Origin of the sequence: Terrihabitans soli (assembly GCF_014191545.1) — a bacterium.
Taxonomy (GTDB): domain Bacteria; phylum Pseudomonadota; class Alphaproteobacteria; order Rhizobiales; family Methylopilaceae; genus Flaviflagellibacter; species Flaviflagellibacter soli.
The window spans coordinates 2,516,583-2,536,412 of record NZ_AP023361.1; the positions used below are offsets into that span (position 1 = coordinate 2,516,583).

Annotated in this window: 17 protein-coding genes and 1 riboswitch; of the genes, 10 read left to right on the forward strand and 7 right to left on the reverse strand. The window is 62.4% G+C overall.

The genetic code is table 11. The features are described from left to right. The first annotated feature begins 7 nt into the window (after positions 1-7). The gene (locus tag IZ6_RS13175) at positions 8-3,487 is read left to right on the forward strand and encodes a PAS domain-containing hybrid sensor histidine kinase/response regulator (RefSeq protein WP_222875503.1); all 3,480 of its coding nucleotides are present in this window, start codon (positions 8-10) and stop codon (positions 3,485-3,487) included. Positions 3,488-3,507: 20 nt separating this feature from the next. On the opposite strand, the gene IZ6_RS13180 is transcribed toward IZ6_RS13175, so the two are convergent. The 3 genes from IZ6_RS13180 to IZ6_RS13190 all read right to left on the reverse strand — a co-directional run bounded on the left by IZ6_RS13180 (position 3,508) and on the right by IZ6_RS13190 (position 5,182). After that, positions 3,508-4,179 (reverse strand): response regulator transcription factor, encoded by a 672-nt coding sequence (locus IZ6_RS13180; protein WP_222875504.1) that lies wholly within the window; start codon positions 4,177-4,179, stop codon positions 3,508-3,510. A gap of 95 nt (positions 4,180-4,274) precedes the next feature. After that, a complete protein-coding gene (locus tag IZ6_RS13185; RefSeq protein WP_222875505.1) occupies positions 4,275-4,763 on the reverse strand; it encodes a secondary thiamine-phosphate synthase enzyme YjbQ in 489 nt (162 codons plus the stop codon). After that, positions 4,763-5,182 (reverse strand): hypothetical protein, encoded by a 420-nt coding sequence (locus tag IZ6_RS13190; RefSeq protein WP_222875506.1) that lies wholly within the window; start codon positions 5,180-5,182, stop codon positions 4,763-4,765. The genes IZ6_RS13185 and IZ6_RS13190 overlap by 1 nt, the downstream gene beginning before the upstream one ends. 216 nt (positions 5,183-5,398) lie before the next feature. On the opposite strand from IZ6_RS13190, the gene IZ6_RS13195 reads away from it, so the two are divergent. Together IZ6_RS13195 and IZ6_RS13200 are read left to right on the forward strand one after the other, a co-directional pair. Beyond that, a complete protein-coding gene (locus IZ6_RS13195) occupies positions 5,399-7,786 on the forward strand; it encodes a tetratricopeptide repeat protein (RefSeq protein ID WP_222875507.1) in 2,388 nt (795 codons plus the stop codon). Between the two features lie 43 nt (positions 7,787-7,829). Continuing rightward, positions 7,830-8,144, forward strand: coding sequence for a DUF6460 domain-containing protein (locus tag IZ6_RS13200; RefSeq protein ID WP_222875508.1), 315 nt, complete (start codon positions 7,830-7,832; stop codon positions 8,142-8,144). Here the strand turns inward: IZ6_RS13200 and IZ6_RS13205 are convergent. Together IZ6_RS13205 and IZ6_RS13210 are read right to left on the reverse strand one after the other, a co-directional pair. Next, positions 8,141-9,223, reverse strand: a complete 1,083-nt coding sequence (locus IZ6_RS13205) for a quinone-dependent dihydroorotate dehydrogenase (RefSeq protein ID WP_222875509.1) — start codon at positions 9,221-9,223, stop codon at positions 8,141-8,143. The genes IZ6_RS13200 and IZ6_RS13205 overlap by 4 nt on opposite strands. Continuing rightward, positions 9,220-9,567 (reverse strand): DUF952 domain-containing protein, encoded by a 348-nt coding sequence (locus IZ6_RS13210; protein WP_222877634.1) that lies wholly within the window; start codon positions 9,565-9,567, stop codon positions 9,220-9,222. Before IZ6_RS13210 ends, IZ6_RS13205 begins: the two co-directional genes overlap by 4 nt. A gap of 131 nt (positions 9,568-9,698) precedes the next feature. Here IZ6_RS13210 and IZ6_RS13215 point away from each other — a divergent pair, with 131 nt between their 5' ends. From IZ6_RS13215 to IZ6_RS13225, 3 genes are all read left to right on the forward strand, one after another. Then, positions 9,699-10,328 carry a S24 family peptidase gene (locus IZ6_RS13215; RefSeq protein WP_222875510.1) on the forward strand — a complete coding sequence of 210 codons (630 nt, stop codon included), beginning with the start codon at positions 9,699-9,701 and terminating at the stop codon, positions 10,326-10,328. A 55-nt stretch (positions 10,329-10,383) separates the two neighbouring features. Next, positions 10,384-11,220: a transporter substrate-binding domain-containing protein gene (locus IZ6_RS13220; RefSeq protein ID WP_222875511.1), complete on the forward strand. Its 837-nt coding sequence runs from the start codon at positions 10,384-10,386 to the stop codon at positions 11,218-11,220. A gap of 64 nt (positions 11,221-11,284) precedes the next feature. Beyond that, positions 11,285-12,952: a lysine--tRNA ligase gene (locus tag IZ6_RS13225; protein WP_222875512.1), complete on the forward strand. Its 1,668-nt coding sequence runs from the start codon at positions 11,285-11,287 to the stop codon at positions 12,950-12,952. Here the strand turns inward: IZ6_RS13225 and IZ6_RS13230 are convergent. Next, on the reverse strand, positions 12,949-13,542 hold the full coding sequence (locus IZ6_RS13230; RefSeq protein WP_222875513.1) for an SCO family protein: 594 nt from the start codon (positions 13,540-13,542) through the stop codon (positions 12,949-12,951). The two genes, IZ6_RS13225 and IZ6_RS13230, sit on opposite strands and share 4 nt — an antisense overlap. 6 nt (positions 13,543-13,548) lie before the next feature. After that, the gene (locus IZ6_RS13235; RefSeq protein ID WP_222875514.1) at positions 13,549-14,826 is read right to left on the reverse strand and encodes a D-amino acid dehydrogenase; all 1,278 of its coding nucleotides are present in this window, start codon (positions 14,824-14,826) and stop codon (positions 13,549-13,551) included. Positions 14,827-14,860: 34 nt separating this feature from the next. Next, positions 14,861-14,972: riboswitch (glycine riboswitch) on the reverse strand. A gap of 196 nt (positions 14,973-15,168) precedes the next feature. Here IZ6_RS13235 and IZ6_RS13240 point away from each other — a divergent pair. The 4 genes from IZ6_RS13240 to IZ6_RS13255 all read left to right on the forward strand — a co-directional run bounded on the left by IZ6_RS13240 (position 15,169) and on the right by IZ6_RS13255 (position 19,829). Next, the gene (locus tag IZ6_RS13240; RefSeq protein ID WP_222875515.1) at positions 15,169-16,203 is read left to right on the forward strand and encodes a glycosyltransferase family 2 protein; all 1,035 of its coding nucleotides are present in this window, start codon (positions 15,169-15,171) and stop codon (positions 16,201-16,203) included. Positions 16,204-16,426: 223 nt separating this feature from the next. Then, on the forward strand, positions 16,427-17,434 hold the full coding sequence (locus IZ6_RS13245; RefSeq protein ID WP_222875516.1) for an amino acid ABC transporter substrate-binding protein: 1,008 nt from the start codon (positions 16,427-16,429) through the stop codon (positions 17,432-17,434). Between the two features lie 79 nt (positions 17,435-17,513). Further along, the gene (locus IZ6_RS13250) at positions 17,514-18,704 is read left to right on the forward strand and encodes an amino acid ABC transporter permease (RefSeq protein ID WP_222875517.1); all 1,191 of its coding nucleotides are present in this window, start codon (positions 17,514-17,516) and stop codon (positions 18,702-18,704) included. Positions 18,705-18,707: 3 nt separating this feature from the next. Further along, positions 18,708-19,829, forward strand: a complete 1,122-nt coding sequence (locus IZ6_RS13255) for an amino acid ABC transporter permease (RefSeq protein WP_222875518.1) — start codon at positions 18,708-18,710, stop codon at positions 19,827-19,829. Position 19,830 lies beyond the last annotated feature (1 nt).

Consider the following 19,830-nt stretch of genomic DNA (forward strand, 5'->3'; position numbering starts at 1 on the left):
CTGAGTTATGCAGCACGGCTGGGCCGTGATCGCCGTAGCGCTTGTCTATTTTGGACTTTTATTTGCGCTGGCGGCTTACGCAGACAGGGTCCGCCCTGCCTGGATGTCCGGCTGGGGCAGGCCCTACATTTATTCGTTCTCGATCGCAGTCTACTGCACATCCTGGACATTTTTCGGCTCGGTGGGTCTGGCTACGACCTCCGGCCTCGACTTCATCGGCATTTATATCGGCCCGATCATCGCGTTCACGGTCGCAAGCCCGATCCTTCTGAAGGTGACGCGCCTCGCCCGCGCTCAGAACATCACCTCCGTCGCCGACTTCATGGCTGCGCGCTACGGCAAGAACCAGACGCTTGCCGTCATCGTTTCGGTCGCAGCCCTCGTCGGCGCCGTGCCCTATATCGCGCTGCAGCTGAAAGCCATCTCGACCTCCGTCATTACGGTGCTGACCGTCTATGGCGCATCGAGCGCGCCGGCCTACGATGCCGGAGCGATCGCGCTCTGGGTGGCGCTGATCCTTGCCGTCTTCTCAAGTCTTTTCGGCACTCGGCATGTCAACGCCACCGAGCATCAGTCGGGCCTGATGCTGGCGATCGCCGCCGAAAGCTTCATCAAGCTCATTGCCTTTTTCGCCGTCGGGATTTTCGTGACCTGGGTCATGTTTGACGGCATCGGCGATCTCGTGCGCCGCGCCGAAGAAGCAAACCTCGTGGCGCGGTTCGATGACTCGCCGCATATGGCGACGCTGATCACGTTCAGCGTTCTGTCCTTCTTCTGTGCCTTCCTTCTGCCGCGCCAGTTCCATGTGACGATCGTCGAAAACATGGGCGAGAAGGAAATCCGCCACGCGGCATGGCTCGTGCCGCTTTACATGATCGCCATCAATATTTTCGTCGTGCCGATGGCGCTGGCGGGCATGCTGATGTTCGGCGACGGCCCGGTTACGCCGGACATGTATGTGCTGAACCTGCCGATGATGGTCGACTCGCACCTGTTTGCGCTTGCGGCCTTTGTCGGCGGCCTGTCGGCAGCGACCGCGATGGTGATCGTGGAATCGGTCGCTCTGGCCATCATGATGTCGAACAATATCGCGCTGCCGCTTCTTCTCAGAAGCCATGAGCGCGGCCTTGGCGACATGCCGCGCTTTCTTCTCCTCGTGCGGCGCGCCTCGATCTTCCTGATCCTGATCTTTGCGTATGTCTATTACCGCAACACGAGCGAGGTCGGTCTCGCGCAGATCGGCCTTCTGTCCTTTGCCGCCATCGCCCAGTTCGCGCCGGCCTTTTTCGGCGGCCTGTTCTGGCGTCGCGCCTCCGGCACCGGCGCGATCGTCGGCACGCTGACGGGGCTCGTCGTGTGGGCCTATACGCTGCTTCTGCCGAGCATCGCGCATGATGGAATGGTCGCTTCGCAGATTCTCGAAGGCGGCCTCTTCGGCATCGACTTCCTGATGCCGCTCGAACTCTTCGGCCTGAAAGCCGACCCGCTCGTGCACGGCGTCTTCTGGAGCCTTGTTCTCAACACCATCGCCTACATTCTCGGCTCGCTCGTCACCTCGCACTCGCCCATGGAGCGGCTGCAGGCGAACATATTCGTCGGCGACAATCTCGAATCCATGGCGTCGAGCTTCCGCGGCTGGCATTCACCGGTGCGCGTCGGCGAACTGCAAAGCGCGGTCGCCCGCTATATCGGTGAAGAACGCACCCAGGCCGCCTTCGAGCAATTCGCTACCGCGCGCAATGCGAGGCCTGCTCTGTATGACGAAGCCGATATTCATCTTGTGCGCTATGCGGAGCATCTTCTGGCGTCCGTCATCGGCACCTCGTCATCGCGCCTTGTGCTGTCGTTGCTCCTGCGCCGCGGCGCGATGAGCCGCAAAGCCGCGATGCGTCTTCTCGACGAGGCCTCCGTCGCCGTCCAGCATTCGCGCGATGTTCTTCAGACTGCGCTCGATCACGCTCGCCACGGCGTCGCCGTGTTCGATTCCAGTCTCAGGCTCGTCTGCTGGAACCGCGAATATGTGAACCTCTTTGGCCATGCCGACGATTTCCTGCGCGTCGGCAAGCCGCTCGAAGAGATTTTGCGCAGCAATGCCGAACGCGGCCTTTATGGCCCAGGCCGCATCGACGACATCGTTGCCGAGCGGATGCAGAATACGGCGCATCACCGCACCTTCCGCTCCACGCTGCAGAACTCGGGCAAGGTCGTCGAAATCCGCATCGACAACATGCCCGATGGCGGTCTCGTCGCGACCTTCACCGACGTGACCGAGACCGTCACGACCGAAAAAGCGCTGGAGGCGCGCGTCAATGAGCGCACGCGCGAGCTGACCCATCTCAATCAGGAACTTGCCCGCGCCAAGGCCGAAGCCGACAGCGCCAACTATTCGAAAACACGCTTCCTGGCCGCCGCAAGCCACGACATCCTGCAGCCGCTGAATGCTGCGCGCCTTTATGTCTCGAGCCTTGTCGAGCGTTCCGACGGCAGCGCATCGCGCGATCTCGTTGCCAATGTCGATGCGTCGCTGCAATCGGTGGAAGAGATTTTCTCCGTCCTTCTCGATATTTCGCGCCTCGATGCCGGCGCGCTGACGCCCGACATTTCGATCTTCAAGCTCGGCGACGTGATGCGCCAGCTCGAAGTCGAGTTCGCGCCGCTCGCGCGCGAGAAGGGATTGTCGCTCAAAATCATCCATACACAGGGCTGGGTGCGTTCCGACCGCAGAATGCTGCGCCGCCTTCTGCAGAACCTCGTGTCGAACGCGATCAAATACACGCAGGCCGGCACGGTGCTGATGGGCGTCAGGCGCATGGGCGGACGCCTGCGTGTCGAGGTGTGGGATACGGGCCTTGGCATTCCCGCCTCCAGCCAGCGCGTGATCTTCAAGGAGTTCCAGCGGCTGGAGCCCGGCGCGCGCGTCGCGCGCGGCCTCGGGCTTGGCCTGTCGATCGTCGAACGCGTCGCGCGTATTCTCGACCATCCGCTGACGCTGAAATCGACACCCGGCAAGGGCTCCACCTTCAGCGTCGTCGTTCCGGCGGCGCCCGCCCAACGCGCCGTGCCGACCGAAACCGCCGGCCTCAGCCCGTTTGCGCCGTCCATGCTGGCGCGCACGCATATCCTGTGTATCGACAACGAGCCGGCTATTCTCGACGGTATGACGCAGCTTCTGGGCGGCTGGGGCTGCAAGGTCACGGCCGCGGCAAGCCTTGCGGATGCGCTTGTGAGCCTGGACAGCGACGGCTCACCCGACATCATCATCGCCGACTATCATCTCGACGGCGGTGACGGGCTGTCGACCATACGTGAGTTGCGGATGAGAATCGGCGGCGAAATTCCGGGTATCGTCGTCACCGCCGATCGCGGCCGCGCCGTGCGCGACGGCGCGCGCGCCCAGGATCTCGAAATCCTTCACAAGCCGGTGCGCCCGGCAGCCCTCCGAGCCCTTTTGGCGCAGATGCGCGTAGCACGGCCGGCTGCGGAATAAGCGGCAGGTTCGTAATTACGTCAGGCGAAAGACGTATCGAGCCACTGGCCCGCTTCGATGCGGGAGGCGGCGATGACGGCCTGCGTGCGGCTGTCGACGCCGAGCTTTTGCAGAATGGCCGAGACGTGGGCCTTCACGGTCGCTTCCGACACGTTGAGCTCAAACGCGATCTGTTTGTTCAGAAGCCCGCCCGACAGCATCATCAGAACGCGCACCTGCTGCGGCGTCAGCGTCGCAAGGCGGCGCACAAGCGCGGAGGTCTCGTCGTCCGGCACGGTATCGAGATCAAGATCGGGCGGCGTCCAGGTGCCGCCGTCGAGCACGATGCGGATGGCCTGACGCATGATATCGACATCGGTGGTTTTCGGGATGAAGCCCGAGGCACCGAATTCCATGCAGCGCCTGACGACCGTCGGCTCCTCATGAGCCGACACGACGATGACGGGGATGCCCGGATATTGCGCGCGCAGGAGAAGAAGACCCGAGAAACCCCGAACGCCCGGCATGCCGAGATCGAGCAGGATCAGATCCATTTCAGGAACGCGGTCGAGTTCGGCGGTGAGCGCTTCGATTGTGCCCGCTTCCGAAATCTCCGCGCCCTGGAAGGCGCCGAGAATGGCGGCGCGCAGCGCGCCGCGGAAAAGCGGATGGTCGTCAGCAATGACAAAACGGTGTTTGGCGGTGTCGGGCATTTAACTCTGGGGCCTTTGAATAAATCTCGCGCTCAGGCGAATCCCTTGGTCAGGCTGCGCTGACGCTGGAAGCTGAATCGAGCCGCCCTTCTAACCTAATGTTGCGCCCGGCCAATAAACATCAGCGCGAGGTCTCGGCTATGGGGCGCAGTGCGGTGCTCGATCAGGTAAAGCGCCTGCCACGTGCCCAGCATTATATCGCCATCAGCGACTGGAATGGAAATTACAACCGATGTGATTAACGACTTAATATGGGCTGGCATATCATCGGGCCCCTCGACGGTGTGCCGGTAGGGCGCATTTTCCGGCGCCAGCCGGTCGAGAGCGGCCAGAAGATCGGCCTGCACATCGGGATCGGCATTCTCCTGAACGGCAAGGCTTGCCGAGGTGTGCCGGATGAAAACAGTCAACAAACCGTCCCCGGCGGTGATGCCGCCGAGCCATTCGCGCACCGCCGCCGTAACATCGATGAAGCCGCGGCCGCGCGTCTCAACCGTGAGAGCGCCGCGTCTGAGATCCAGCGGCGTCTCGTCGGGATCGTCATAGACGATCCGTGTGATCCGGCCCCCCGGCCCCGCTGCCATCAGGCGTTTCCGTTGGCCAGGTCTTTGACGGCGTTGACCATGCGCTGGAGCATGTCTTCGAAGAATGCGACGACCTGTTTGATCTCGGCCTCGCTCGGCAGTTTCAGCGTAAGCTCTTTGCCGTCCTTGCTGATTGACGCGCCGGAAGCGGTTTCGGGCGTCCCGGCCTTCAGCCGCTCGACCTCACCGGAAAGACGGTCGATCTCCGCCTGAAGGGCTGCCCGCTCATCGGCCGAGGCCCGGCAGTCGAGGTCCGCGCCGCTCAGCGTGCAGGTCGACATGGTGCCGGTCTTGCGGTCCAGCCGGATGTAGTTGTCGCCGCTTTTCTCGATCTGAAAGCGGTCATCGGATTGGGGTTCCGCCGCCTGTGCGAAGGCGGGCAGCGATGCGAGGGCGATCGCAAAAAGGGCCGTGCGCATAAGTGTCTCCTCTAAACGTCAAGCTCGGACTATTTCGACAACGCACGAGAGCGGAAATCGACGCATCGAATCGGCACAGAAGCCCCGTCCCCTTAACCCGGTCTTTACCATACCCGGCCGACAAATTGGCCGTGGCCCAGCGCTCCGGGGAGCAGAAGCTCCGCAGCTGCAGGATTTGGCCCGGGCCTGCGCTCCGTCGCAGGAGGGGAGTGCTGGATGGCCGCGCGCAGAGGTGATTGGGCGGATCGGGAGATGGGCTTCGACGAAGCCGAAATGCGGCGGAAACTCAGCGATGTCGCCGACTGGCTAAGGGACCAGGCGGACAGGCCGCGCCCGCATCTGCGCGCCGTGACCCCGGATTTCGAACCGCTCTACCGCCGGAACGACGATTACCGCGCTCCCAACGATTACCGCGACGACACCCGCGCGCCCAGAGACTACCGGGACGAACCGCGTCCGCGCGAAGGCCACATTCTCGACGAGCTGATCCAGCGCCGCATCGCCGCCCAGAACGAGCGCGAGCAGAACGATGCCCGCATGCGCGCGGTCATGGACCGGTTCAGCGCTCCCCTGCCCCGTACCGCGCCGCTGCGCAGCGCCGTCGCCGAAATCGTCGAGCGCCAGCGCCATCTCGACAGCAGCACCCGGGCCTACGAGCCGCCGTCCTATCAGCCGCAGCGCGATCCGCTCCCGGCGCGCGATCCGGTCGCGGCGATGGAAGCGGCGTTCGAGCGTCTTGCCGCCCGGCTCGAACAGCGTCTCGCCCCGCAACCGGCCCCGGCGCCCGCGCCTGAACCCGCGCCCGTCCAGGAGGCCGTGCCGGCCTCAGCGCCCGCACCGGCCGACCCCGTTATCGATATGGAAGCCGCGCTCGAGCGGCTTGCCGTGCAATTTGAAGAGCGCACCGGCCAGACCTTCCTCGCCATCGATGCGACGCTGCAGGAAGTGCGGCGCCTGACGCAGCAGGCACAGGCGCCCGTCCAGGCCGTCGAAACCGCCGCGACCCAAGCCGCGACCCAGGTGGTGCACTCGCATCTGCAGATGCTGGCCAAAGCCACGCATGAGCGTATCGACACGGTCGCGCGCGATCTTGCGGATTTGCGCACCGACGCCAATGACGCCGAAAAGCGCATGCGCGATGTGATGGACACGGTGCGCCAGACGCTTGAACACATCGCCCATCGCCTGCCGCACGCCAATCTGCAGCCGGCCGGATTGGCCGCAACAGCCGCCCCGCAGCCGCAGGCTCCGCAGCAGCAGAGCCTCTCGGCCCGCGCGCGCGCCGCCGCAAAGCGCGCCCTTGAAGAAGCGACGAAGAGCGAAGAGCCGCTCGATCTGATCAATCGCGATCCGGCGGCCGGGCCCGAGCGCCGCCGTTTCATCGCCGCCGCGCGCCGCTCGGTCCTGCCCGAGGAACCGTGCGTCGAGCCGAAAGTAAAATACAAGGCGCCGCAGCCGGCTCTTCCGGCTCCTGCCCAACCGCGCGCAGCGAGCGCCGCGGCGCGTCTGCGCATCTCGGCCGCCGACCTCACTGAAACGCAGCCTGCGCGTCCGCGGTTCAAGCGGCTTGTTCTCGGCAGCGCCGCAGCCGCGGCGCTTCTCCTCGGCATTTACGCCGGATCGAGCTCGCTTCTGTCCGGCATGTTCGGCGACACTGAAACCGCCCAGACCGCGCCGCAGGCCGCAAGCTCTGAAATTGCCGAAGTGACGGCTCCCGAGACCGACGCTCTGCCGCCGCCGGTCGTCGCCAAGGCGCCGCAGCTTTTTGCACCGGCGCAGTCGGTCGGCCCCTCGGTCGACGCGTTTGCGCCGAGCGAGCCTGAATTTACCGGCACGGTCCAGGGACCGGCGCTCGCAACGGAAACCTCGGCTCCGGCGATGGATGCACCCGCGCCGATGCCGGCGGCGCGTCCCGCGACCAATCTTGCGCTGCCCATCGAGATCGGCGGCGAGAAACTGCGCAATGCGGCCTCGGCCGGAAATGCCGATGCGCAATACGAAGTCGGCGTGCGCTTTGCCGAAGGCCGCGGCGTGCCGAAGGATCTTCAGAAGGCGGCGCTGTGGCTCGAGCGCGCCGCCAAACAGGGCCTGCCGCCCGCGCAATACCGTTATGGACGCCTCGCCGAAAAGGGCGAAGGTATGGACAAGGATGTCGCAACGGCGCGCCGTTATTACGAACAGGCCGCGACCGCCGGCAATGTCCAAGCCATGCATAATCTCGGCGTTCTTTATGCCGATGGCGGCTTCGGCCAGCCCGATCTCGCGGCTGCCATGAACTGGTTCCGCAAGGCCGCCGATTACGGCGTCAAAGACAGCCAGTATAATCTCGGCATCTTCTATGCCCGCGGCATCTCCGTACCGAAGGATCCGGTCCAATCCTATCTGTGGTTTGCGCTCGCGGCCGCCCAAGGCGACACCGACGCTGCCTCAAAGCGCGACCAGGTGGGCGGCAAACTCGATGCCGGCAAGCTCTCGAGCGCGAAAGCCGATGTTGCGGCCTGGAAGCCGAAAGCGGCTCCCATCGAAGCGAATATGGTCTCCCCGCCCGGCGGCGGCTGGGATACGGCGGCAACCGGCCGCGCCAGCACCAAAACCCGGCTCTGAGACCCGGTTCTCGCCGCACCGCGGCCTGTGCTAGAACCGTCTCATGACCGACAGCCCGAACGCCCCTGCTCCCGCCCCGAAACCTGCCGCGCCGTCCGATCCGCTGACGCGGTTTTTCGGCGGGCCGCCGCTCTGGGTTCTCGCCAAGCTCGTAATGCTGTCGGTGGTGATCGGCGTCATCCTCGCCGTGCTCGGCCTTGACGCCTGGGCGCTTTTCTACGGCCTGCAGGATCTCTTCTACAGCCTGTTCGACAATCTGTGGGACGCGATCGACACCGTGCTGCGCTGGTTCCTGCTCGGCGCGGTTATCGTGTTCCCGATCTGGCTGATCGCGCGCCTGATGAAAGTCGGCCGCTAATCGCCTGCGCCCTCGGCCGCAATCGCATCGCGGTCACGCCCGACTAGAGATGACAGGCTGTCCTGTTTCTCGCGCGTCAGTGCTTCGAGCAGTCCGCGCTTGATCTCCGCAACAAGTCCCGGACCGAAATAGGTCAGGCCGGTATAGATCTGAATGAGACTGGCGCCGGCGCGGATTTTCGTGAGCGCTGTTTCTGCCGATGTAATCCCCCCGACGCCGATCAACGGAACCTTGCCGCTCGTGCGCTTGGCCGTCTCGGCCAGCATCCATGTCGCGCGGCGGAACAAAGGCGCGCCGGACAGACCGCCTGTTTCCGATTTCGAAGCGCTGCGCAAAGTCTGCGGTCGCGCGATCGTCGTGTTGGAGACGATCAACCCATCGACGCCGCGCTTCAGTGCAACATCCACGGCATCATCCAAATTGCCGAGCGCAAGATCGGGCGCGATCTTGAGCAGCACCGGCGGATGCGCACCGCTTTCATCGCGCGCGGCGAGCGTGCGCGCGAGAAGATCATCGAGTGCCGCCTTCGCCTGCAGATCGCGCAGGCCCGGCGTGTTCGGCGATGAGATGTTGACGGTGAGATAATCCGCAAGCTTCGCGAAGCGGCGCGCGCCTTCGGCATAATCTGCGGCTCTGTCCGCCGCGTCCTTATTCGCGCCGATATTGACGCCGACGATCCCGGAGCGGCCCGCACGCATTTGAAGTCGCTTGTGCGCCGCTTCATGTCCGCCATTGTTGAAACCGAGACGATTGACGACGCCTTTATCATCCGAAAGTCTGAAGACGCGCGGCTTCGCATTGCCAGACTGCGGCAGCGGCGTGATCGAGCCGACTTCAACAAAACCGAAACCGAGACGCAGCATCTGATCGGGAACGCGCGCATCCTTGTCGAAACCAGCAGCCAGCCCGACCGGATTTGGAAAAGTGAGACCGAACGCCTGCACGGCAAGACGCGCATCGTCGCCTGAAGCAGGCGGCAGCGGCACGCTTTCAAGCGCAGATAGAGTGAGATCGTGCGCGCGCTCGGGATCCATGCCGTGCAGCACCGCACGCAGTAAAGGCCAGGCGGCGCCGATCATGCGAGCTCCGGAAAAGTGTGGCGCGTACCGTCCCACGGCAGCGGCTTCGACCAGCGCACAGCTTTCACATCGAGCGTGCCGTAGAGATGCGGAAACAAAGCGCCGCCGCGCGATGCTTCCCATTTCAACGCCGATGCTTCAAGCCGTGAAGCATCAACAGCGAGAAGAACAAGATCGCTCTGACCGGCAAAATGCTTTGCCGCAGTTTCACGCACCTGCTCTGCTGTCGAGAAATGAATATAGCCGTCTTCTATATCTACCGGCGCGCCGGAAAATGCGCCGCTCTCCTGCGCATCTTGCCATGAAGATACGGAGAGAATTTTATAGATGAGCGCGGAAGACATCATGCGAGTGAGCGAGCTTTAGAGACAGGTGCGCGCGCGATCAAGCATGCGCCCAATTGAGTACTGGACAAGATTTTCCGAAGGTACTAATTCCTACACAAATTGTGTATCAAAAAATTGGCGGCGTTTGGATGCTTACTCACACTCGAATCTGGAATGCGATCGACAGTCTCGCGGAAGCGAATGGCATGTCGGCCTCCGGCCTCGCAAAGAAGGCGGGCCTCGATCCCACAACGTTCAACCGTTCGAAGCGCATCGCGGCCGACGGCCGCCCGCGCTGGCCGTCGACGGAATCCGTCGCCAAGATTTTGCATGCCACGGGCTCTTCGCTCGAAAGCTTTCTCGACATCGTCGGCGGGCGCGGACGCGCCGGAAACCGCACGGTGCCGCTCATCAATTTTGCGCAGGCGACGCGCGGCACCTATTTCACCGAGGTCGGACATCCGGTCGGCAATGGCTGGGATGAGCTGACGCTTCCCGATATCGACGACGATCACTGCTATGCGCTCGAGATCTCCGGCGACACGCTTTTGCCGCTCTACCGCAAGGGCGATACCATTGTTGTATCTCCATCTGCCAAGCCGCGCCGCGGCGACCGCGTCGTTGTACGCACAAGCTCGGGCGATATGTTCGTGAAGGAGCTGCAGCGCAAGACCGACAAATTCGTTGAGCTGCGCGGTTTCGATCCCGAACAGGGCGACCGCACGATCCCTATGGCGGACATCGCCTGGATCGCGCGCATTTTGTGGGCCAGTCAGTAGACGATTATGCGCGGCGTCTTCCTCCCGCGCTCCATTTCTGGAATATCCTGTCGTCATGCGATCCCTGCGCACGGCCCTGATCGTGACCTCACTGCTTCTGCCGCAGCTTGCAGAAGCCGTGGAGCCTGCCGTGCCGGTGCCGGATCTGCGCGGCACGCCGGCCGAAATCCTGCCCGATAAAAAGGGCCCGCGCCGCATGGTGCGGTTTCTGACCTCGTCCGATTATCCGCCCTTCCAGTTCTTGAAGCCCGATCAGAATCCTGCCGGGCTGAATGTCGATCTGGCGCGCTCGATCTGCTCGGAACTCGAATTCCAGTGCACCATCCAGGCGCTCCCCTGGGACGATCTGCTATCGGCGCTGGAGAACGGCCGCGCCGATGCGCTGATCGCCGGCCTTCGCCCGACCGAGGAACTGCGCGCCAAGGCCGATCTGACGCGGCCCTATTTCCGCCTGCCCGCACGTTTTGCGGTAGCCAGGACGGCGGCACAGGCTGAAATCACGCCCGAGGCTCTGTCGGCCAAGAAGATCGCAGTGGTCACCGGCTCGGCGCATGAGGCCTATCTGAAGGATTTCTTCGCGGAATCCGAGATTGTCGGCTTTCCCGATATCGCCGCAGCGCGCACCGCCCTGAAAGACGGCAAGGCGGACGCGGTATTCGGCGACGGGGTCGGCCTTGCGCTGTGGATCGGCGGCACCGAATCCGGCAGCTGCTGCTCGTTTGCCGGCGGCCCCTATCTCGAAAGCCGCTATTTCGGCGAAGGGTTGACGATCGCCGTGCGCAAGGGCGATCAGCGCCTGCGCCAGGACCTCGACAAAGTGCTCGACGAGCTCGAGGAAAAGGGCGTTCTGGGCGATCTTTACCTGCGCTGGTTTCCCCTCGGGATATTCTGAAAACCCGATTTGACCTTGCGGGCCCGCGAACCTAGTTTCGCGGCCGATCCTTTGGAGTTTTGACATGCCCGCCGGCATCACGCCCGAAATGACCGAACTCGCCCAGGCCTCGGCGGCCTGGCCTTTCGAGGAAGCGCGCAAGCTCGTCGCGCGCCTCGAAAAACGTGGGGCAGGCAAAGGCGATGTTCTGTTCGAGACCGGCTATGGCCCCTCGGGCCTGCCGCATATCGGCACGTTCGGCGAAGTGGCGCGCACGACCATGGTGCGCAATGCTTTCCGCCTTCTGACCGGCGACAAGGTCAAGACGCGCCTCATCTGCTTCTCGGACGATATGGACGGGCTGCGCAAGGTTCCGGACAATGTGCCGAACCGCGACGAGATGGCGAAATTTCTCGGCAAGCCGCTGACGCGCGTGCCGGACCCCTTCGGCAGCACGGAAGGCTCGTTCGGCGCCGCAAACAATGCGCGCCTGCGCGCCTTTCTCGACGCTTTCGGTTTCGAGTACGAATTCGCCAGCGCAACCGATTATTACACCTCGGGCCGTTTCGACGAGACGCTCCTGCGCATGCTTGCGAAATACGATGCGGTGATGGAAATCATCCTGCCGACGCTCGGACCGGAGCGTAGAGCTACCTATTCGCCCTTCCTTCCCGTCTGCCCGCGCACCGGCATCGTGCTGCAAGTGCCGATGATCGAGCGCGATGTAAAAGCCGGCACCGTCACCTATCTCGATCCCGGAACCAATGAGCGCATGACGACGCCCGTCACCGGCGGCCGCGTGAAATGCCAGTGGAAGGCCGACTGGGCGCTGCGCTGGGTCGCGCTCGATGTCGACTACGAGATGGCGGGCAAGGATCTGATCGACAGCGTCACGCTCTCCAGCAAGATCGCAAAGGTCCTCGGCGGTGAGCCGCCGGAGGGCTTCAACTACGAACTCTTCCTCGACGAGAACGGCCAGAAGATTTCGAAGTCGAAGGGCAATGGCCTGACGATCGAAGACTGGCTGGCCTATGCGTCTCCGGAATCGCTTTCGCTTTACATGTTCCAGTCACCGCGTTCGGCAAAGCGCCTGCACTTCGACGTCATTCCGCGCAATGTCGACGATTATCTGACCTTCCTCGAAAAGTTTCCTGCGCAGGAAGGCAAAGAGCGGCTGCAGAACCCGGTCTTCCACATCCATGCCGGATCGCCGCCGCCGGTCGAACGTATCGGCTCCGAAGAAGTGCAGCTGTCGTTCTCGATGCTGCTCAATATCGCATCCGTCTCGAACGCCGAGACGGCCGAACAGATGTGGGGCTTTATCCGTCAATACGCGCCGGGCGTCGGCCCCTCAACGCATCCGCGCCTCGGCGCGCTTGTCGGCTATGCCGTGCGCTACTACCACGACTTCGTGAAGCCGAAGAAAGTCTTCACCGCGCCGGACGAGACGGCCCGCACGGCGCTCACCGCGCTCGATGCCGCGCTCGCTGGACTTCCGGCGGATGCGACGTCCGATATCATTCAGTTCCAGGTCTATGAAGTCGGCCGCACCTTCTATCCCGACACGTCGGGCAAGGCGAAATCGCCGGACGGCCGCCCGGGCGTGTCGCAGATCTGGTTCTCGACGCTCTACAAAACGCTGATCGGTCAGGAGAAGGGACCGCGCTTCGGCTCATTCGTCGCCGTCTACGGCGTCGAGGGCACGCGCGCGCTCATCGCCAAGGCGCTGAAGAACGAACTCGCGGCGGCTTAGAGCTTGCTCGAGATCTGCTCGGCGATCTCGGTGTCTTTCTTGGTCATGTCGAGCGAAGTCAGAAACTCGCCGTTGCGGCCCATGAGATAGACCAGGCTTGTATGGTCCATCGTATAGCCGGAATCCGTCGGCACTTTCTTCGCATAGGCGCGGTAGGCTTTCACTGCGGCATCGACCGATGCCTGATCGCCCGTAAGGCCTTTGATGCGCGGACTGAAGCTCGACAGATAGCGCTTCATCACATCCGGAGTATCGCGCTCCGGGTCGACGCTGATGAACAAGGCCTCGATATCCGGCACACTCTTCTCGGCGACGTTGAGTGCCTGCGACATCTCGAAAAGCTTGGTCGGACAGATGTCCGGACAATGGGTGAAGCCGAAAAAGACGAGGAAGGGTTTTCCCTTCATCGACACGTCTGTCACCGCAGCGCCGTTCTGATCGATGAGCTTGAACGGACCGCCGACAAGCGTAGCGGTCGAGACTTGCGTCTGCGGCGGCTTGAAGACGAAGAATCCGACACCAAGACCGATCAATCCGACAAGGAAAAGGATCGGCCCGGCAATGAGCGAGGGGCGAAGCTTTTTAGCCATGCGGCCTTATACAGCCAAAGCCTCGCGCGGGACTGCGGCGCGTTGACCGGTCTCCGGCGGAAGATCCGAAGATATCCGCGCCGCGATCAGTTCGGCGGTGGCCGCCGACAGCGTCCAGCCGAGATGGCCATGGCCGGTATTGTAGAAAATCCCGGGCTTTGAGCCCGCGCCGACGCGCGGCAGCATATTCGGCATCATGGGACGCAGGCCCGCCCACGGAATGCTCTGGCTGGTGTTCACCCGCGGGAAATAGGTATTCACCCAATCGATCAGCGGTTTGATGCGGTCATGACGGATGTCGCGGTTATAGCCGTTGAACTCTGCGGTGCCGGCGACGCGGAAACGGTCGTGATAGCGGCTCGTGACGATCTTTGCGTGATCGTCGAGAAGGCTGACCCAGGGCGCGCCGGCACGGCTTTCCTCATCATCCATCAGAATGGTGATCGAATAGCCCTTCACCGGATAGATGTTCACGCGGTCGCCGAGCTGAGCGGCAAAGGCGCGGCTGTGACTGCCGGCGCAGACGACAAGAGCGTCGAATTCCTGGCTTTTTGTGCGGCCGCGATCCGTGCCGGCATTGTCGAGCCAGGTGATGCGCGGTTTTGCGCCCGCCTCGAGTTTTTTCACATCGGCATCGAGCACGAAGACGACGCCGCGTTTCTTGCAGGCATCGGCGAGGCCGCGCGTGAATTTATGGATGTCGCCGGTCGAGTCCGACGGCGTGAAGAAGCCGCCGTAGAATTTGCCCTGCAAGGCAGGCTCGAGCGCAGAGATTTCCGCCGGGGTGACCGGACGGCGGTCGAGCCCGCCTTCGGTCAGCATGAGATTGACCTCGCTCGCGTGGTCGAACTCTTTCTTGGTGCCGTAGACATGCAGGATGCCACGTTTTTCGAGATCGAAATCGATCCCTTCGCGCTCGGCCATATCGAACATGTATTTACGGCCCTGAATCGCAAGCTTTGTCGTTGCGATCGTGTTCGCGCGGTAATCGGGAATATTGGCGACGAACTCGGCCATCCAGGAATATTTGTGCCAGCTCGGCTTGAGGTTCACGAGCAGCGGCGCGTCCTTGCGGAACATCCATTTGATGCCCTTCCAGACGGTGCCCCAATTGTTCCAGACCTCGGCATTGGACGCCGAGAGCTGGCCGCCATTCGCAAAGCTCGTTTCCATTGCGGCGTAGCGGTTACGATCGAAGACCGTAACGGCATAGCCTTTCTCCGACAGCGCATAAGCGGTCGTGACGCCGGTTATTCCGGCTCCGAGTACGGCAATGTGGCGCATAGAAATTCTCTCCCAAAAGGAACGTCCGGGTCTGTCATCCCGATCTGTCCTTTTGCCTGAGAGATTCATGGAGCTTTGCAGGTGCGCAAAGGTCCACTTGCCCCTTCGGCGGCTCCTTTTTCGGAGCGCTCTCCAGATCCACTTCGTCGCCTATCCAGTATCTGACCTGAGCGTTTTTCGGGCTTGCGCCTTCGGTAGCCGCCTTTTGCACAAAGGCGACTTCTCCTGGATGTGCGATTCCTACCTTACCTTAAATGGGGAGGCTGAGAAAGAATCCACAGGTGGCGGTTAACCCCCTGCTACCGCCTCTCACGATTGTGTGTGCTAGGCTGAACGCCCGCCATGGCCAGTCCGCCGCCCGCCTCCGAACCGTCTGCCCGCAAGGTCGCCCTTAGCGTGGTGGTGCCGGTTTACGACTGTGCGGGAACGCTCGTTCCGCTCCATGAGCGGCTGACGCAGATCTTAAAGCCGCTGGTCAAAAGCTATGAGATCGTCTTCGTCGACGACCGGTCGCAAGATGCGTCCTGGTCGGTCATGCGCCGGCTTGCGGCGGAAGACGCCACCGTCGTCGCCTGCCGCCTGTCGAAAAATGTCGGCCAGCATCTGGCGATTACCGCCGGCCTCGAACAATGCTGCGGCGCGCGCGCCGTCGTCATCGATGGCGACCTGCAGGACCCGCCCGAAACCATCCCGGCGCTTTTAGCCGCCGCCAAGGACGGCGAAGGGGCCGATATCGTCTTTGCCCGGCGCGTGCGGCCGCACTATGCTGGCGGACCGACCTTCGGGGCGCGACTGCGCGAAAAGCTCTTCGAGCTTTTGTCCGGCCATAAAATTCCGGATGAGCCCGGGGCTTTCAGCCTGTTGTCGCGGCGCGCCATCGATGCCTTCCTGAAATACCGCGAACGCGACCGGCACTATCTCATCCTCTTGCACGAACTGGGCTTTGAGGCGCGCGAGGTCGATTATGTGCGCGAAACCCGGCTTCTCGGGCGCCCCAGCACCCCGGCCACGGAGGCGTTCAACCGGCGGCTCGCGGCGATGGCGTTTTCCTCGCCACGCCTTCTCTACTTCATTGTCTATACGGGCTTTTTTCTTGCAACCCTCGGCCTTGTGGCGGCGGCGGTATTGGCGGTTCTGTTCTTTACGGACGAGGCGGTGCCGGACTTCGCCTTCACCGTTGCCGCCCAGTTCCTCACCGCTGGCGTCATTACCGTCAGCCTCGGCGCGATCGGTCTTTATATAGGCCGGCTGTTCGAGGCGGCCCGCGAAAGGCCGCTTTACTTCATCCAGGACCGTATCGATGCCGCGGCCCAGCTGCGGAAAAAGCTCGATATTCCCATGCCCATGGCGCCGCCCCGGCGTACGGCCAAGCGGTAAAAAGGCAGGGCCGCCCGGCGGGCAGGCTGCTTCGACCTTCGGCTAATTTCGGGCGATTCCGCTGCTTGCTTGCGCGAATGCATACGTTTTGGCCGCACTTCTGCATTCACAAACAGCAATGCCCCCGTATTCATCACCGCTGCTTGTGGCTAGCATCAAATTCCTCAATGGTGGGGTTACCGCCGTTTAATCGGGGCGAAACCCGAAGAGACAGGAGCAATTCATGAAGAGGCTCATTCTGACGGCCTTTGCGGTCGCGCTGGGTGCTGGGGCCGCCCATGCGGCGACGCTGGACGATGTGAAGAAAAAAGGCTTTGTCCAATGCGGTGTGACGGGCGGCGTGCCCGGCTTCTCCGCCCCGGACGCCAGCAATAACTGGTCCGGCCTCGAGGTCGATTTCTGCAAGGCGCTGGCTGCGGCGATTTTCAACGATCCGAGCAAGGTGCGCTATTCGCCGCTGACCTCGACCGAGCGTTTCGCCGCGCTCTCGTCCGGCCAGATCGACGTTCTCTCGCGCACCACGACCTGGACAATGTCGCGCGATACGACGCTCGGCATCTCCTTCGTCGGCACCATGTTCTATGACGGTCAGGGCTTCATGGTCCGCAAGGCGGACAAGATCGCCTCCGCCAAGGACCTGTCCGGCGCCTCGATCTGCATCGAGTCCGGCACGACGACCGAGCTCAACGCCGCCGACTTCTTTGCGGCCAACAAGCTCGAATACAAGCCGATCGTGTTCGTCTCGCAGGACGAAACCGTCAAGGCGTTCGAAGACGGCCGCTGCGACGTCTACACGACGGATAGTTCGGCGCTCGCCGCCGAGCGTTCAAAGTTCGCCAAACCCGACGACTATCTGATCCTGCCGGAAATCATCTCGAAAGAGCCGCTCGGACCGGTCGTTCGCTCCGGCGACGACACCTGGTTCAAGCTCGCGCGCTGGACCTATTACGTCCTGCTCGAAGCTGAAGAGCTCGGCGTCAGCAAGACCAATGTCGATGAGATGAAGAAGTCCGAAAACCCGTCCATCAAGCGTCTTCTCGGCGCCGAGGGCGATTTCGGCACTCCGCTCGGCCTCGACAAGGAATGGGCCTACAAGATCATCAAGGGCGTCGGTAATTACGGCGAGATCTACGAGACGCATGTCGGCCCGAAAACGCCGATCGGCCTTGCCCGTGGCCTCAACGCACTGTGGAAAGACGGCGGCTTGCAGTATTCGCCTCCGATCCGTTGATCTGAAACCCGGGCCCGGCACTCACCTGCCGGGCCCGATCCTTTCCGACGGAGATTGACCGATCCCATCGGAGGTACAGTTGGCCAAAGACGACAGCACCAGAACTCCCGCCCCGAAGACCGCGTTCTACAACGACCCTGTCATCAGGGGCCGTATCTATCAGGCTCTCGTTCTTCTCGCCGTCATCGCTGCGATCCTGTCCATCGCGCACAACACTGCGGTCAATCTCGAGCGCCAGAACAAGACGACCGGTTTTGATTTCTTCTGGGCCACCGCCGGCTTCGACATCTTCTTCACGCTGATCCCCTACAGCCGCGCCTCCTATTACTGGGAAGCGTTTCTGGTCGGCATGCTGAACACGCTGCTCGTGGCCGTGCTCGGCATCTTCTTCGCGACGCTCATCGGGTTCGTTGCCGGCATCGCGCGCCTGTCGGGCAACTTCATCATTTCGAGCATCGCGACGTTCTACATCGAGACGATCCGCAACATCCCGGCGCTGCTGCAGCTTTTCTTCTGGTATTTCGCCGTGCTGAAAGCGATGCCGCCGGTGCGCGAGAGCTTTATCTTTTTCGACAGTATCGCAATCAACAATCGCGGGCTGAACGTGCCGCGGCCGATTTTCGACGGCCACTTCCACTATGTCGTCATCGCCTTCCTGCTCGCGCTCGCTTTCGTCTTCGTGTTGCGCAAATGGTCGATCCGGCATCTGGAAAAGACCGGCCAGCGCTTCCCGTTCGCCTCGACCGCTCTCGCCATTCTTGTCTTCATTCCCGGCATCGTCTGGATGCTGTCCGGCACGCAAGTGACGTTCGATATCCCGCAGCTCGGCGGGTTCAATTTCCGCGGAGGCGTCAACCTGCCTCCGGAATTCGTCGCCATCGTCGTCGGCATCTCGATCTATACCGGCTCCTTCATCGCCGAGACGGTGCGCGCCGGCATTCTTGCGGTGAACTGGGGACAGACGGAGGCTGCGCAATCGCTCGGCCTTAAATCAAGCGATCGCCTGCGGCTCGTGATCATTCCCCAGGCGATGCGCGTGATCATTCCGCCGATGACGAACCAGTATCTGAACCTTGTGAAGAACTCATCGCTCGCCGCCGCCATCGGCTATCCCGAACTGGTGTCAGTGTTCATGGGCACGACGCTGAACCAGACGGGCCGCGCTGTCGAAGTCGTGTTCATCACCATGCTCGTCTACTTCACTCTGTCCTTCTCGGTCTCATCGCTGATGAACTGGTACAACAGGCGCGTTGCGCTGGTGGAGCGCTGATCCATGTCCGACGTGTTCGTCCGCACCACATGGGCTGAGCCGCTGCCGCCGCCGGATTCGAGCGTCGGCGTCAAAGGCTGGATCCGCGGCAATCTCTTCGCCTCACCGGGCGATGCGATGCTGACCATCGCCGGATTTCTGATCCTGCTCTGGGCTGTGCCGCCGCTTTTCAATTTCCTGATCGGCGATGCGGTCTTCATCGCCAAGGACGGCGCGGCCTGCCGCGTCGAAGGCACCGGTGCCTGCTGGGCCTATATCTGGGACAAGCTGAATTTCTTCGTCTACGGCTTTTATCCGCCGGCGCAGCAATGGCGCGTCAATATCTGTTTTGTCGTCGGCGCGCTGCTGATCGTTCCGCTCCTCGTTCCCACAGCGCCGTACAAACTCGTCAACGCCATCCTGTTTTTCGCCGTCTATCCGGTCATGGTGCTGATCCTTCTGCGTGGCGGGATGTTCGAGCTGTCCTTCGTGCCGACGGAGAATTGGGGCGGGCTCACCGTCACGCTGATCATCGGCCTTTGCGGCATCGTCATCTCGCTGCCCATCGGCGTCGTGCTCACGCTCGGGCGTCAGTCGAAATTGCCGGTGATCCGCACTCTGTCGATCGCCTTCATCGAACTGTGGCGCTCGGCGCCGCTCATCACCATTCTTTTCATGGCCTCAGTCATGCTGCCGCTTTTTGCGCCGCAGGGCATGACCGTCGACAAACTGGTGCGCGCCATTGTCGGCGTCACTTTGTTCGAAGCGGCCTATCTTGCAGAAGCCGTGCGCGGCGGCCTTCAGGCGCTGCCGCGCGGTCAATACGAGGCGGCGGATTCGCTTGGCCTCAACTATCCGAAATCGATGGGCCTTATCATTCTTCCGCAGGCGCTGAAGCTGTCGATCCCCGGCATCGTCAACAGCTTCATCTCGCTGTTCAAAGACACCTCGCTCGTCTCGATCGTCGGCATTTTCGATCTTCTGAACACCGTGCAGTCCTCGACCTCGGATCTGCGCTGGGGCTCACCGCATCAGGCGGTCACCGGCTATCTCTTTGCAGCTTTCGTTTTCTGGGCGTTCTGCTTCGGCATGTCGCGCTACTCCCTGTTCATCGAACGCCGGCTTGAAACCGGCCATAAGAGGTAAG